Here is a 15354-nt window from a genome sequence, read left to right on the forward strand (position 1 = left end):
CGGCGGGCCGGGCCCCCACAGGGTCACGGCCGGTGCCGGTCACCCGAGTCCGCACGCCCGTGGTCGACGGAAGTCGACAGCCGACCTGAGGAGTCCAGATGGGTGTCACACGCAGGGTCTTCCTGCAGGCCGCGATCGCGGCCACCGCGGTGGGAACGATGGGAGTCGCCGAGACCGTACTCGCCGAACCCGCCTCGGCGGCCGGTTCGCCGGGCGACGTGGTCGGCAAGATCAGCGTCGGCTACCAGGGCTGGTTCGCGTGCGTCGGCGACGGCGCACCCATCAACGGCTGGTGGCACTGGACCCAGAACTGGGGCCAGCCGCCGTCCCCGTCCAACACAGGCATCAAGTGCTGGCCCGACATGCGCGACTACACCAGGACGTACCAGACGTCGTACGCCGCCTTCGGCAACGGCCGGCCCGCCACGCTGTTCTCCTCGTACGACCAGCAGACGGTGAACACGCACTTCCTGTGGATGCAGCAGAACGGCATCGACACCGCGGCCCTGCAGCGCTTCAACCCCACCGGCGGCGAGGGCCCCACCCGCGACGCCATGGCGACCAAGGTGCGCAGCGCCGCCGAGTCGTACGGGCGGAAGTTCTACATCATGTACGACGTCACCGACTGGACGAACATGCAGTCCGAGATCAAGACGGACTGGACGAACAAGATGTCCGCGCACACCGCGTCCTCGGCGTACGCGAAGCAGAACGGCAAGCCGGTCGTGTGCATCTGGGGCTTCGGCTTCGACGACAACAACCACCCCTTCACCGCCGACGCATGCCTCGACGTCATCAACTGGTTCAAGGGCCAGGGGTGTTACGTCATCGGCGGCGTCCCGCGTGAATGGCGGACGGGCACCGGGGGCTCACGGGCCGGCTACCTGGGTGTCTACCACGCCTTCCACATGATCTCGCCGTGGATGGTCGGCGCGATCGGCAATGTGACCGAGGCCGACAACGCCTACAACACCTACACCGTCGGCGACCAGGCCGACTGCAACGCCAACGGCATCGACTACCAGCCGTGCGTCCTGCCCGGCGACCTGTCCGGACGCCAGCGCGCGCACGGCGACTTCATGTGGCGGCAGTTCTACAACGTGGTCCGGGCCGGGGCGCAGGGCGTCTACATCTCGATGTTCGACGAGTACAACGAGGGCAACCAGATCGCCAAGACCGCCGAGACCCAGGCCTGGGTGCCCACCAACTCCGGGTTCCTCGCCCTCGACGAGGACGGCACCGCCTGCTCCGCCGACTACTACCTGCGCCTGACCGGCGACGGCGGCCGCATGCTCAAGGGCCAGATTGCGCTGACCGCCACCCGTCCCACCCAGCCGACCGTCCCCACCGGCGGTGACACCACACCGCCCGCCGCGCCGGGTGGGCTGACCGTCAGCGGGCACACCGGCAACTCCGTCTCGCTGGCCTGGAACGCCTCGAGCGACAACGTCGGTGTCACCGGCTACCGGATCCTTCAGGTGTCCGGTTCGACCAGCACCCAGGTGGGCACCACCGGCGCCACCTCGTTCACGGTGACCGGACTCGGCGCGGCCACCGCGTACACCTTCGACGTCGTCGCCCTCGACGCGGCGGGGAACGTGTCGCAGCCCTCCAACCAGGTCACCGCCACCACCGACGCCCCCTCCGGCGATGTCGACCTTGCCCTCCACCGACCCACCACGGAGAGCGGTCACACCCAGACGTACGGCTCGGGCAACGCGAACGACGGCGACGCCAACACCTACTGGGAGTCCGTCAACAACGCCTTCCCGCAGTGGGTCCAGGTCGACCTGGGCGCCTCCACGGGCGTCAGGCGGATCGTCCTCAAGCTCCCCCCGGCGACCGCCTGGAGCACCCGCACCCAGACCATCTCCGTCCAGGGCAGCACGGACGGCGGCACCTTCGCCCAGCTGCTCGCCTCGGCGGCCCGTACCTTCGACCCGGCGACCGGCAACACCGCGACCCTCACGCTCCCCTCCACCGTCACCACCCGCCACGTACGACTCACCTTCACCGCCAACAGCGGCTGGCCGGCCGGGCAGGTCTCGGAGTTCCAGGTCTTCGGCGCCTGATGACGAGAGCGCCTCGGCCTCACGGTCGGGACAAGATGCCCTCCATGACTGAGCTCGGATCCGTCGTCTGGCCCGCTGTGCTGCCGGAGGCATGGGGTCGCGGGTACGCCGCCGAGGCGTGCGCGGCGGCACTCGGCTGGTTCGCCGGCGCACTTCCCGGCGAGCCGGTCGTGCTCCGCCCCCGGACCGCCAACGACCGTTCGATGCGCCTGGCGGCGAAGCTGGGATTCACCGAATTGCAACGGTTCGAGGAGTGGGGCGCCGAGCAGTGGTTGGGCGTGTGGTCCGCGGTCACGCCGTCCGGTTGAGCTCGTGCGCGACAGCGCGGAGGGCGCCTCCGGTCAACCGGACCACCCGCCACTCCGGGCCGGGCTGTCGTCGAGGAAGCCGCCGGACTGGTGCTGCCACAGCTTCGCGTAGGCGCCGTTCGTGGCGAGCAGTTCCTGGTGGGTGCCCTGTTCGACGATCCGTCCACGGTCGATGACGACGAGCCTGTCCATCTTGGCGACCGTACTCAGCCGGTGCGCCACCACGAGCGCCGTCCTGCCGTCCATCAGCCGCCACAGGGCCTCTTGGACGAGGTGCTCGCTCTCCGAGTCCAGGGCGCTGGTCGCCTCGTCGAGCAGCAGGATCGGCGCGTCACGCAGGATCGCGCGGGCGAGGGCGACCCGCTGGCGCTGTCCGCCGGACAGCTTGACGCCGCGCTCGCCGACGATGGTGTCGAAGCCGTCCGGGAGCGCGTCGCTGAACTCGGTGACGTGTGCCGCCTCGGCCGCGCGCCGGATCTCGGTGTCGGTGGCGTCCGGCCGGGCGAAGGCGATGTTGTCCCGCAGTGTGCGGTGGAACATGGCCGGATCCTGCGGCACGTAGGCGATGGCGCCGCGCAGGTCGGCCTGGCGGAGTCTGCTGATGTCCTGCCCGCCGATGAGGATGCGGCCGGCGTCGACGTCCGTCATCCGCAGCAGCAGGCGGGTGAGCGTGGTCTTGCCGCCGCCGGACCGGCCGACGAGTCCGATCTTCGATCCATGGGCCACCGCCAGATCGAGTCCCTCGAAGAGGGGGCGCGCGCCCGCGTGGGCGAAGCAGACCCGTTCGAAGCGGACGTCAGCGGCATGGGAGCCGAGGGGTTCCGGCGAGGGCGGGTCGAGCACGGTCGGCGAGGTGAGCAGCAGCTCGGTGAACTGCGCGGCCTCGGTCATCGAACTCTCCAGGCGCCGGTAGATCTGGTTGAACTCGAACATGATCCGCGTGGCGTTGCTGTAGTAGGTGAAGGCGACCACGACCGCCTCCACACCGAGGTCACCTCCGCCCAGCGCCACGGCCAGCAGCAGGCCCAGGACGTTGGTCAGCACGGACATCGGTGCGACCAGGGTGTCGATGCGCAGGTTGCCGTAGTCCCACGATCTCAGGGTGAGGCGCCGTGACTCCGCGACGCGCGACCGGTGTTCGGCGGCCTCCCGCTCCTCGGCGGCGAACGCCCTGACCGTGTCCATGTTCATCAGACTGTCGGAGACGTGGCCCGACACCCGGGCGATCGCCTCCTCGCGCTGGCGGACGAGCGATTGACGGCGACGGATCAAGGGGACGACGCACACCGCGGTCAGGACGATCATCGTGAGGAGCCCGACGACGAGAAGGGGTGCGTAGCGCCAGAGCACCACGGCGCCGAAGGCGAGCGGGACGAACCGTCCCACGACCGAGAAGGTCAGGGTGTCGACGAACTCCTCGAAGCGCGAGGCGAAGCTCAGGGCCCGCTTGGTCAGCGATCCGGCGAAGTTGTCGTGGAAGAAAGCGGCGTCCTTGGCGAACAGTTCGTCCAGGCCGATCACGTACAGGTGCTCGATGCCGCGCGCGTCGAGCCGGTTGAGACAGTGCAGCCCGATGCGCCAGAGCGCCTCCGAGAGCAGCAGGACGCCGGCGAAGGCGAGGACGTACGGCAGCGTGGAGTCGACGGTGGTCGCGGGGTGGTCGGCGATCCGGCCGACGAGTTTGGCGACGATGAGGGGAGCGACGTAGCTGATACCGATGTTGCCGACGGCGGGGAGCAGCAGCGCGGGTGCCGTCAGCCGGCGCCGCCGGGTCAGTTCGCGGGTGTAGTAGCGCAGTGCGAGAACCACCGAGCCCTTGCCCGGCGGGGACGTGCGTGGTGGTGCCTGCGATCCCATTCCACCCCCGTGGTGTCGTATGTACGACATCCCCTCCGACCGCCGCGGCCACGGCGGCGGGGCACTGTCGCGTCGTCGGACGGTCGTACGGAGCTTCGGTGCGCAGGGTCACGTCGCCCCTGGCGCGCCAGGCACCCGCGACGGGCGGCTGAGCGCACTCGATGACCGCGGGTGATCGCACTCACACGTTCCGCCACGGACCGCAGTGTCCCGCGCGGGCGACCGCCCGGTCCAAGCATTTCTCGGCCGATTCGACAGCCCGCACCACTCGACCCGACTCCCCGGCACGGACAACCCGCCGACGCGGCCGGGGAACCCCGCGCCCTCGCTGCTTCCCGCAGGCGCTACGGAAGGTCCTGCGTCCCTGACGGACGCGTGCCTTCGGTGGTAGGGCGACGACGGTCCGCGGTCTCCGGTGGCTCACCGATTTCGACGCCCTCGTCGACGTCGGCGCGGCTCCACGGGGAGCCCTCGCGGGGGAGTCCGGAGTTCAGTGCGCGCCGACGTGGTCCAGGTCGGCGAGCAGCCGCTCCACGTCGGTCATGAGCGAGCCGTAGACGTACCACGCACCCGGCTTGACGAGGGTGCCCCCGCCGATCAGGTCGGTCATGGCGTCGTGCCAGGCCTGCGCCTCGTCGATCGCTTCGCGGAGCTGCCCGCGGGGAGCCGCCTCCGACGGGCCGGTGGCCGCACGTGGTCCGGCGAATCCCTGGACGGCGTCTCCGGCCAGCCGCAGGGTCTCCGCGTACCGGTCGAGGAACTGCTGCCCCAGGTGGTGGTCGGCGTGATCGTTGTGGGCGTTGTCCGCCAGGGTCCGCGCGATCCCCCGGACCTGGAGCGAGACTCCGCGCAGGGCGCCGTACGCCTCGGCGTACGTCAGGTCCTCGCAGCGGGCATGCGCGACGCACCGAGTGTTCCAGCGCAGACTCTCGTCGGCCCGTTGCACGTCCTCCTGCGCGCTGGTGAAGCGTTCTTCCAGGTGGCGCGCCTGGTGCAGCCAGGTGTGGGCCTTGACGGTGAGGTGTCGCTGGGCCAGACCGGAACCCATGTCACGCAGCAGGGTTCCCATGTCGTGGGCCAGGCCGCGCACGGCGGCGTCGGATTCGTCCAGGTAGAGCGGAGGCAGGACCAGGGCGTTCACCGCGACGCCTACAGCCGCGCCGACGAGGGTTTGGAGCACGGGGGACACCAGGCTGCCCACGGGGTCGGCCGCACTGGCGGCCAGTGCGATGAGCGCGGTGGAGGCGATCTGCACACGGTCGTCCGTGGAACGGCGAGGGCCCGCCAGGACGGCGACGACCACGATGGCCACGACGCCGCCCGCGGTCGGTCCCAGCAGCCGGGCGGTCACCACGGCGAGGACGAGCCCGGCCACCCTCGCGACCATGTTCTGCGCGGCCTGCGTCACGGATCGGTACACCGTGGAGGCGTTCACCGCGAGCAGAGCGGTCGTGACGGCCAGGTAGGGGTGCCCCCCGGGGGACCACGGGGCTACCGCACCCCAGGTGAGCATGGTCGCGGCCAGGGTCTTGACGCCGTACACCGCCTGGCTGCTTCGCTTACCGCGCAACCGGTCGGTGAGGTGACGTGCCGACCTCGCCCTCTTGGCCAGGGGGTACCCCGGCAAGACGATGGAATCCTGCATGGCCTCGAGGGTGACAGCTTTTGTCGTTGTTTACAGCATGATGTCCGACACGGTCGATGGGGCCGGCCCGATCGAGGAGGAAGCGGCCGGCGCGCAGGAACGCCGGACAGCGGGCCTTCAGTAAGGCGCTCTGGAGGGCGGGAGCAGCGAAGGCGACAGCGTGCGCCTCGCGGAAGCGGTGGGCGCCGAAGTGGGCGAGGTCTCCTGCCGTGAACTGCCGGTGCGGGCCCCACCTCGGCTCCCGCCCCGCTACGACCCCGTGAGTGCGTCCAACTGCGCGGTGAGGCGGGCGACGTCCGCCTCGGCCTTGGTCAGCCGCCCGCGGATCTTGTCGACCACGTGGTCCGGCGCCTTCGCCAGGAAGGCCTCGTTGCCGAGCTTGGCGCTCGCCTGGACGATCTCCTTCTGCGCCGCGTCCCGGTCCTTGCTCAGACGCCTGCGTTCGGCGGTGACGTCGATCGTTCCCGACAGGTCGAGTGCGACGGTGGCGCCGGCGACCGGCAGGACGGCTGTCGCGTCGAACGCGTCGCCCTCCGGCTGGAGACGCAGCACGTGCCGGATGGCCGCCTCGTGGGCCGCGAGCCGCGTGCTGGAGAACTCCAGCCGGGCGGGGACCTTCTGGCCCGGCTGCAGTCCTTGGTCGGTGCGGAAGCGACGGACTTCGGTGATCACCTGCTGGAGGTTCCCGATGTCCGCTTCCGCGGTGGCGTCGCGGAATCCGCTGTCCTTGGGCCAGTCGGCGACGACGAGTGATTCCCCGCCGGTCAGCGTCGTCCACAGCGTCTCGGTGACGAACGGGACGATCGGGTGCAGCAGGCGCAGGGTGACGTCCAGGACCTCGCCCAGGACCCGACCGGAGACCTTGGCCCGGTCGCCGCCCGCGATGAATGACGGCTTGGACAGTTCGACGTACCAGTCGAAGATCTCGTCCCACGCGAAGTGGTAGAGGGCGTCGGCGAGCTTCGCGAACTGGTAGTCGTCGTAGTACGCGTCCGCCTCGGCGACCATGGTGTTGAGCCGGGACAGGATCCAGCGGTCGGTCGCCGAGAGCTCGTCGCTCGGCGGGAGCTCACCGTCGACCGTCGCACCGTTCATGAGCGCGAAGCGGGTCGCGTTCCAGATCTTGTTGGCGAAGTTTCGGGATGCCTGGACCCAGTCCTCGCCGATCGGCACATCGGTGCCGGGGTTGGCGCCCTTGGCCAGGGTGAAGCGGACCGCGTCCGATCCGTACTTGTCCATCCAGTCCAGCGGGTCGACCACGTTGCCGAACGATTTCGACATCTTCTTGCCGTGTTCGTCGCGCACCATGCCGTGCAGCGCGATGGTACGGAAGGGGACCTGTCCGTCCAGTGCGTACAACCCGAACATCATCATCCGTGCGATCCAGAAGAACAGCAGGTCATAGCCGGTGACCAGGACAGAGTTCGGAGAGAACTTCTCCAGGTCCGGTGTCTTTTCCGGCCACCCCAGTGTGGAGAAGGGCCACAGACCGGACGAGAACCAGGTGTCCAGTACGTCGGGGTCCTGGGTCCATCCTTCGCCGGTCGGGGGTTGCTCATCGGGGCCGACGCAGACGGTCTCGCCGTGGGGTCCGTGCCAGACGGGGATGCGGTGGCCCCACCACAACTGACGTGAGATGCACCAGTCGTTGAGGTGGTCGACCCAGTCGAAGTACCGCTGTGACAGATCCGTCGGGTGGATGTCCACCCGGCCGTCGCGTACCGCGTCGCCCGCCGCCTTGGCCAGAGGCTCGACCCTGACCCACCACTGCAACGACAGTCGCGGCTCCAGCGTCGTCCTGCAGCGCGAGCAGTGCCCGACGGAGTGCGTGTACGGGCGCTTCTCCGCGACGATCCGGCCCTCGGCCCGCAGCGCCGCCACGATCGCCGAGCGCGCCTCGAGCCGGTCCAGGCCGAGGAAGGGGCCGTGGACGGTGATGATGCCGCGCTCGTCCATGACGCTGATCGACTCCAGGCCGTGGCGTTGGCCGATGGCGAAGTCGTTCGGGTCGTGTGCCGGCGTCACCTTTACCGCGCCGGTGCCGAACTGCGGGTCGACGTGCGCGTCGGCGACGACCGGGACGGTGCGGTCCGTCAGGGGCAGCCTGATGTGCCTGCCGACGAGGTGTGCGTAGCGCTCGTCGTCCGGGTGGACGGCGACGGCGGTGTCGCCGAGCATGGTTTCGGCGCGGGTGGTCGCGACGACCAGTGTCTCCTCACCCTCGCCGTACTTCAGCGAGACCAGCTCGCCGTCGTCGTCCTGATAATCCACTTCGATGTCCGAGATGGCGGTCAGGCAGCGCGGGCACCAGTTGATGATGCGCTCGGCGCGGTAGATCAGGCCGTCGTCGTACAGCCTTTTGAAGATCTGCTGGACGGCTCGGGAGAGTCCCTCGTCCATGGTGAACCGGTCACGGCTCCAGGCGACGCCGTCGCCGAGGCGGCGCATCTGCCCGGCGATCTGCCCACCGGACTCGGCCTTCCACTGCCACACCCGCTCGACGAACGCCTCCCGCCCGAGATCGTGGCGCGACTTGCCCTCCTTGGCGAGCTCTCGCTCCACGACGTTCTGTGTGGCGATGCCGGCATGGTCCATGCCCGGTTGCCACAGAGTCTCGAAGCCCTGCATCCGCTTGCGTCGCGTGAGCGCGTCGATCAGCGTGTGTTCGAAAGCGTGGCCGAGGTGAAGCGACCCGGTGACGTTCGGCGGCGGGATGACGACGGCGTAGGCCGGTTTCCCGCTCTTCGCGTCGGCCTCGAAGTAACCGCGCTCCACCCAGCGCTCGTACAGCGGTACCTCTACCTCGGCCGGCGCGTATTGGGTCGGCAGTTCGGGTGCGCTGTTCGGCCCGCTTCCGGGGCGATGAATTTCGTCGGTCACGCCGGCCATTCTAGGGTCTCGCGGAGAATCGACATGTTGATCTGACGGTCCGTGGGGGTTGTTGTTCGTGAGGAACTCGACGGTTTGCGGCCGTGCAGGACTTGGCTGTTGAGGGTGGAACGGTGCAGCGGGTGTTCGGCCGTCAGGGGCTGGGCCCGGCGGTTGTCCCCGGTGAGGGTGTCGGCGCTGGTCCGATGAGTGGAGCAGGCCCTGGGTGTGCGGAGGCCGCGGGGTGGAGCGTGGTGGCCAGGACTGCGTAGGCGGTGGTCGGCTTGTCCTGGCCCCCTGCGTCGCGAGCACGGACGCGCTCGCCCTCTCGTTGCCGAAGGGGCAGTGCCTGCTCCGGGAACTCAACTACCCTGTCGGCCAGTTGGTCGACGGATCCGACACGTCACACCTCCCGACGTCCCGGCTCCGGGCGCCCGCTGCCGGACTCAACGCCAGCCGCGTCCGGAGACACCGCGCATGTCCCATACCGAGGGGGAGCTCAGGGTGGTGAGCTCCGACGACTGGCCGTCCAGCACACCGGTGGAGCGCATCACGAGCTTGGGCAGGTGGATGTCCTGGCTCAACCGCCCGCTCGGTTCCGTCAGCGACAGGCCGAGTGACTCGATCCCCTGGATGCGGGGAGGGGGCAGATCGCGCACCCACATGGTCACCACCTTGCCCGGCACCGTGGCCAGAGCCGTCTCGATCAGGTCGTACCAGATGTCGTCGTCCACGGCCTCGCACTCCACGATCGTGGTCGGGGTGGGGCCGTCGTCGGTGTCCACCGAAGTGCGATGAGCGATCAGGTATCCGACCGTCCCGTTCGACTCCGCGACGAGGTGGAAGTAACGTGCCAGCGGGTTCGCGGCCCGCCAGCGGAAGTACTCCTCGTCACGGACCACCCGAACACTGCCGTGGGAGGCAAGCTTGGAAGCCAGCATCGGCATGTCGGGAGAGCTGGTCACGAGGGGCCTGATCACCGCTCCCGACCGGGAACCCTGAACGGCCTCCAGGTCTTCCCACGCCCCCTGGGGAATCAGCGGCACCTCGCGCTCGACGCCCGCGACCGGCCAGGGCCCGACCGCCGTCCAGCCGTTCATCAGCATCGCCGGTCCGGCGGGCTGGTCGCCGAAGTCGAGCAGCCACGGCACCCCGTCGGCGTGCAGGCGGTCGATGACCCAGTCCAGCATGAGCCCGAACAGCGGTCCACCCCGGTGGGCGGGGGCCACCACCGTGTCGGCGAGACACGGCAACATCACCTTGCCGTGGCCGTCGACCTCCCAGGACGATCCGAAGACTCCGAGCATGCCGACGAGTTCGTCCCCTTCCCATGCCAGGGTGACGTAACGGTCGTCCAGGTACGGGTTGTCGGCGAACTTCCAGTCGAGATACGAGGAGTTGCCCTGGGGGCCGCCCTGCCAGAGCATTTGCTGGAACCCGACGACGGCCTGCCGGTCATGCGGCGTGTATCCCGTGATCCGGTAGTCGCTCATGCCCGACCCGCTTCCACGGAGCTTCCGCTCGCGCTGCTCCGGCGCCGCTTCTCGATCACGAACTCGCTGATGCTGCGGACTGACTGGAACCGGTCCAAGGACAGGTCACGGGCCGTGACCTCGATATCGAACTCTTCCTCCAGGACAACGAACAGCCGAATGAATCCGGCGGAATCGATCTTACCGGAATCGACGAGGTTCGTATCCTCTGTCACCCCCTCCAGGAACAGTTTGTCCCGCAGGTTTTCCAGAATGATCCGGCTGACCTCTTCCTGCTCGGGATGTCCGTTCATTCCTCACCCAATCCTCTCGTCGAGAAAATCCTGCCGCAGTGCCAAATGGTCGATCTTTCCGTTGGCGTTCAACGGCAGGGATTCATATGCACGCCACTGTGAAGGAAGCATGTACTGCGGCAGTTTCGCCGCGAGGGCGGTTCGTAGCCGTGCGGGGCTGGGTCCGGGGCCGGGCAGGGGGACATAGGCCGCACAGATCCGGTTGCCCTCGGCGCCGGGGGCCGGGACGCTGACTACGGCGATGTCCTTCAGTCCGGGCAGGTCCCGCAGCGCGGCGGCGACTTCGTCCAACTCGATGCGGTGACCGCTCGACTTGATCTGACGGTCCGCACGCCCGTGGAAGTGGAACACTCCCTGGCTGTCCTCCCTCGCCTGGTCGCCGGTCCGGTACCAGCGCGTGCCCGACCCGGAGGGCCACTCGACGAAGGCCTTCGCCGTCAGCGCGGGGTCACCCCAGTAACCGGGTGTGAGCCCGGCGCCGGAGATGTGCAGATCACCGACTGTGCCCGGCTGCGCGGGACGCATGTCGCCGTCCAGTACCCGGAAATACTTGCCGGGTACCGGTCGGCCGATCGGTACGGCCGCCGCGTCCCCGTCGGGAATCGCCGACAGGGTGTGGCAGCTGGACACGATGGTCGTCTCCGTCGGGCCGTACATGTTCGTGAACCGCACGTGGGGCAGGCGTGCCATCCAGTACCTCAGGACGGGGAGCGAGAGCACGTCCCCGCCCCAGAACACCCTTCGCAGCTCCGGGAAGTCTCCGTGGGCCACCACGTCCAGACCGGCCATCGACGTCATCACCGAGGGCACGGTGAGCCATTGGGTCAACCGCGATTCCCTGATGAACTCCGCGACCGTGCTCGGAAACAGGTTCCTCCGCCCGGAGACCAGGTGCAGTTCCGCTCCGGCGGACAGCGCTCCGAACACGTCCCAGAGAGAGCCGTCGAAGTGCAGCGGCAGCTGGCACGAGATCCGGTCGCCGGGCCGCAGTCCGAAATGCCGGTTGGCCCACGCGACGAAGTGAGCCACGTTGCCGTGGGTGATGGCCACGCCTTTCGGCCGGCCCGCGGAACCGGAGGTGAACAGGATGTAGGCGCAGTCACCGGCAGGGACCGGCGCCGGGGCGGTGTCGGGAGCGGACTGTTCCTCCCCGAGCCGGAAGACGCCGCTGAGCGCGTGCGGATCGACCTCTTCCACGAGCCGTTCGGCGACGGCGGCGCACTCGGGAGCGACCATCAGCCGGCAGGGCGCGCACTGCTGCACCACCGACGCCAGCCGGAGCATCGGGCTCGCCGCGTCGAGGGGAACACAGACGCCTCCTGCCTTCAGAACTCCGAGGACGGCGGCGATGGCCGTGGCCGATTTCGGAACCAGCAGGCAGACCCGGTCCCCCGGCCGCAGACCGCCGGCGACGAGAGCGTTGGCCACACGATTGCTGCGGTGCTCGAGATCGCCGAAGCTGAGCCGCTCGGCCTCGTCCACCACCGCGCAGTCCCCGGGGCGGTGTTGGGCCCGGGCGGACACCAGCCGTTCGAGGCGTTGCCCGACCTCTGTCACGGGGCGCTCCTTCCGGAGAGTACGGCGCTCACCGATGCCCTGGCCTGCGCACCGTCTCCGACAGATCCGGTGAAGACCTCCCGGCCCGCGGGACCGTAGTGAACGGTGTCGGCCACCGTCTCCCGCGCGATGAACGCCTGATAGGGCCTGACGGCGGTGGCCACGTCGTCCGGTACTTCGAACGTCAGCTTGATCCGGTCGAGCAGTTGGAGTCCCGCCGCCCGGCGGGCCTGCTGCGCGACCCTCACCAGATCGCGGGCCATCCCCTCGGCGGCCAGTTCCTCGGTGACCCGGGTGTCGAGCACGACGAGGCCGGCGTCGCCGGGCAGTACCGCGGCCCCCGGAGCGTCGGCGACCAGGTGCTGCTCGATCTCCTCGGGCCGCATGGGGATCCCGGCGATGGTGATGCCGCCATCCTGTTCCCTGGTCCAGGAGCCGGCCGCGACGGCGTCGATGACCTCCTGGGTGCGGCTGCCGAGACGGCGGCCGCACGCCCGTGGGTTCACCGAGAGCTGGAACTTCCCGTAGGGGGTGATGTCGGTGGCGAACACGACGTTCTTGACGTTGGCCTGTTCACGGATCAGCCCGGCGAGCGGTTCGAGGGCGGCGTTGTCGTCGGCGACGACCGTCAGGGTGGCGAGCGGCAGCCGGACCCGCAGGCCGTCCGCCCGGCGGAGGGACAGGGTGGTCGAGACGATCTGTCGCGTCCGCTCCATCGCGGTGACCAGCGCGTCGTCCGCCGGGAGGTCCGACGCGTCCGGCCAGTCGCTCAGGTGGACCGAGCGGTTGCCGGTCAGCCCTCTCCAGATCTGTTCGGTGATCATCGGCAGCAGTGGTGCCATCAGACGGCAGAGGACTTCGAGCACCGTGTGCAGGGTGTCGATCGCGTCGGCGTCTCCGGACGCGAACCGGGAGCGCGAACACCGGATGTACCAGTTGGTGAGCACGTCCAGGAAGTCCCGGACCGCCGCGCACGTCGCCGAAAGGTCGTGGGCGTCCATGGCTTCGGTGGCGGTGGCCACCAGAAGATGTGTTCTGGCGAGCAGATACCGGTCCAGCACCTGCCGGCTTCCCGTGTGCCACCGGCTCTCGACGTTCGAAGTCCCGGCGTACAGCGCGAGAAATGCCCAGGCGTTCCACAACGGCAGGACCGCCTGGCGCACGGCGTCCTGGCTGCCGCGGTCGGTGACGACGAGGTCACCGCCCCGCACCAGCGGCGAGCTGATCAGTGACCAGCGCATCGCGTCCGAGCCGTCGCGGTCGAATATCCCGGCGATGTCCAGGTAGTTGTTCCGGGATTTGGACATGGCATGACCGTCGGTGCCCAGCACCACCCCGAGAACCGAGCAGCTGCGGAACGCCGGGCGGTCGAACAGTGCCGTGGCCAGGATGTGCATGTAGTAGAACCAGCCGCGGGTCTGGGCGTGGTACTCGACAACCAGGTCGCAGGGGCTGTGGCGTTCGAACCACTCCGCGTTCTCGAACGGGTAGTGGACCTGGGCGAAGGGCATCGATCCTGTTTCGAACCAGCAGTCCAGGACTTCGGGGATCCTGCGCATCGTCGAACGTCCGGTCGGATCGTCGGGATTCGGCCGGGTCAGCTCGTCGATGGCAGGACGGTGCAGGTCGGTCAGGTGCACTCCGAAGTCCCGCCGGAGGTCGTCCAGCGAACCGTAGACATCGGTCCTCGGGTACGCGGGGTCGTCCGAGACCCAGATCGGCATGGGAGCGCCCCAGTACCGGTTCCGGGAGATGTTCCAGTCGTGGACGTTCTCCAGCCACTTGCCGAACTGCCCGTCGCGGACGCGTTCCGGCGCCCAGGTGATCTGCTGGTTGAGCTCGAGCATCCTGCGGCGTATACCGCCGAGGGCCAGGAACCAGGACGGAACGGCCCGCTCGATCAGTTGCGTCCCGCACCGCCAGCAGTGCGGGCAGGTGTGACGATGCGTCTTCTGGCGCAGCACGACACCGGAGGCCTCGAGATCGCGCAGGATGGCGGGGTTCGCGTCGAGGACCGACCGCCCGGCGTAGGGCGGCACCTCGTCGGTGAACCGGCACCCCTCGTCGACGGGCAGTACCAGGGCGATCCCGGCCGCTTCGGCGACAGCCCTGTCGTCCTCGCCGAAGGCGGGGGCGACCGGCACGACACCGGTTCCCTCGGCAGTGCTCACATGGGTCGCCGCGAGCACCTGGTGCGCGCCGTCGTGGTCGGCGAAGAAGCCGAACGCGGGGGTGTACCGGAGGCCTGCCAACTCCGAGCCCAGGACCGTGGCCACCACTCGGTCGGTGAGGCTCTCGCCCAGTTCGTGAGCGTAATCCGACAGGCGTTCCGCGGCCAGCAGATAACGTTCTCCGCCGTGCTCGACGGTGACGTACTCGGCCTGGGGATGTACCGCGATCGCGAGGGCGGACGGCAGCGTCCACGGCATCCGTGTCCAGACGAGCGCCAACTCGCCCGTCTCCAGCCGCAGCCCCAGCGTCAGCTCCGGATCCGACCGCTCCCGGCCGGTGTCCCGGTGGTCCATGGTGCCTTCGCTCTCGGAATCGGAGAGCGTCGTCTCACAGGATCCGCAATACCAGGACATCGAGTGACCCTGGTAGATCAAGCCCTTGTCCCACAGGCTCTTGAAGGCCCACATGACACTTTCCATGTAGTCCAGGTCCATCGTCTTGCAGTCGTTGTCGAAGTCCACCCACCGGGCCTGGCGAGTGACGTAGTCGCGCCACTCCTTGGTGTGACGCATCACCGAGGTACGGCAGACCTCGTTGAACTCGGCCACTCCCAGCGCCTCGATGTCGCGCTTGGAGGAGATGCCCAGCTGCTTCTCGGCTTCCATCTCGGACGGCAAACCGTGGCAGGTCCAACCAAAACGACGTTCGACGCGGTGTCCGCGCATCGTCTGGTAGCGCGAGGCCGCGTCCTTGGCATAGCCGGCCAGCAGATGGCCGTAGTGCGGCAGGCCGTCCGCGAACGGGGGTCCGTCGAGGAGGACGAATTCATTTCCGGTGTTCGTCTCCGTCGAGCGCGCCTCGACGCTCGCCCGGAAGGTCTGATCAGTCTCCCAGTATTCCAGGACCTCTTGTTCGATGCCGGGAAGGAATGGACGCGCCGGCACGCCTTCGCTCGGCTTTGTTTTCGGATACGCCATGACCAGACACTCCTTGCGGTCGGGTACTCGCGTCGCAGACCCTGTCGTGGCCGCGCAGGCCAGAAGGCCTTCAGTCTAGGGATTCCGAGTAATTGTGCGGTCATTCCTGCCC

The 15354-nt window shown here is 68.8% G+C and carries 8 protein-coding genes and 1 pseudogene; 2 read left to right on the plus strand and 7 right to left on the minus strand.

What is annotated here, in order from left to right; translation table 11 throughout:
* The first annotated feature begins 98 nt into the window (after positions 1 to 98).
* The gene (locus OG199_RS37375) at positions 99 to 2072 is read left to right on the plus strand and encodes a discoidin domain-containing protein (RefSeq protein ID WP_405833243.1); all 1974 of its coding nucleotides are present in this window, start codon (positions 99 to 101) and stop codon (positions 2070 to 2072) included.
* Positions 2073 to 2119: 47 nt separating this feature from the next.
* A pseudogene (locus OG199_RS37380) lies at positions 2120 to 2380 on the plus strand (GNAT family N-acetyltransferase); the annotation flags it as partial.
* A 33-nt stretch (positions 2381 to 2413) separates the two neighbouring features.
* On the opposite strand, the gene OG199_RS37385 reads toward OG199_RS37380, so the two are convergent.
* From OG199_RS37385 to ileS, 7 genes are all read right to left on the minus strand, one after another.
* Positions 2414 to 4237 (minus strand): ABC transporter ATP-binding protein, encoded by a 1824-nt coding sequence (locus OG199_RS37385; protein ID WP_405833244.1) that lies wholly within the window; start codon positions 4235 to 4237, stop codon positions 2414 to 2416.
* A 490-nt stretch (positions 4238 to 4727) separates the two neighbouring features.
* A complete protein-coding gene (locus OG199_RS37390) occupies positions 4728 to 5882 on the minus strand; it encodes an FUSC family protein (RefSeq protein WP_405833246.1) in 1155 nt (384 codons plus the stop codon).
* Between the two features lie 249 nt (positions 5883 to 6131).
* Complete coding sequence (locus OG199_RS37395; RefSeq protein ID WP_405833248.1) at positions 6132 to 8762, minus strand: valine--tRNA ligase; 2631 nt, start codon at positions 8760 to 8762, stop codon at positions 6132 to 6134.
* Between the two features lie 434 nt (positions 8763 to 9196).
* Positions 9197 to 10243: a GNAT family N-acetyltransferase gene (locus tag OG199_RS37400; RefSeq protein WP_405833250.1), complete on the minus strand. Its 1047-nt coding sequence runs from the start codon at positions 10241 to 10243 to the stop codon at positions 9197 to 9199.
* Complete coding sequence (locus OG199_RS37405) at positions 10240 to 10536, minus strand: acyl carrier protein (RefSeq protein WP_356800963.1); 297 nt, start codon at positions 10534 to 10536, stop codon at positions 10240 to 10242. Before OG199_RS37405 ends, OG199_RS37400 begins: the two co-directional genes overlap by 4 nt.
* 3 nt (positions 10537 to 10539) lie before the next feature.
* Positions 10540 to 12093 carry an amino acid adenylation domain-containing protein gene (locus OG199_RS37410; protein ID WP_405833253.1) on the minus strand — a complete coding sequence of 518 codons (1554 nt, stop codon included), beginning with the start codon at positions 12091 to 12093 and terminating at the stop codon, positions 10540 to 10542.
* Positions 12090 to 15242, minus strand: a complete 3153-nt coding sequence (gene ileS / locus OG199_RS37415) for an isoleucine--tRNA ligase (protein ID WP_401801895.1) — start codon at positions 15240 to 15242, stop codon at positions 12090 to 12092. The genes OG199_RS37410 and ileS overlap by 4 nt, the downstream gene beginning before the upstream one ends.
* Positions 15243 to 15354 lie beyond the last annotated feature (112 nt).

Origin of the sequence: Streptomyces sp. NBC_01176 (assembly GCF_045039825.1) — a bacterium.
Lineage (GTDB): Bacteria > Actinomycetota > Actinomycetes > Streptomycetales > Streptomycetaceae > Streptomyces.

Excerpts from the sequence above, each read along its gene's own strand:
- OG199_RS37375 (WP_405833243.1), top strand. The coding sequence starts at position 99 with ATGGGTGTCACACGCAGGGTCTTCCTGCAGGCCGCGATCGCGGCCACC.
- OG199_RS37385 (WP_405833244.1), bottom strand. The coding sequence starts at position 4,237 with ATGGGATCGCAGGCACCACCACGCACGTCCCCGCCGGGCAAGGGCTCG.
- OG199_RS37390 (WP_405833246.1), bottom strand. The coding sequence starts at position 5,882 with ATGCAGGATTCCATCGTCTTGCCGGGGTACCCCCTGGCCAAGAGGGCG.
- OG199_RS37400 (WP_405833250.1), bottom strand. The coding sequence starts at position 10,243 with ATGAGCGACTACCGGATCACGGGATACACGCCGCATGACCGGCAGGCC.
- OG199_RS37405 (WP_356800963.1), bottom strand. The coding sequence starts at position 10,536 with ATGAACGGACATCCCGAGCAGGAAGAGGTCAGCCGGATCATTCTGGAA.
- ileS (WP_401801895.1), bottom strand. The coding sequence starts at position 15,242 with ATGGCGTATCCGAAAACAAAGCCGAGCGAAGGCGTGCCGGCGCGTCCA.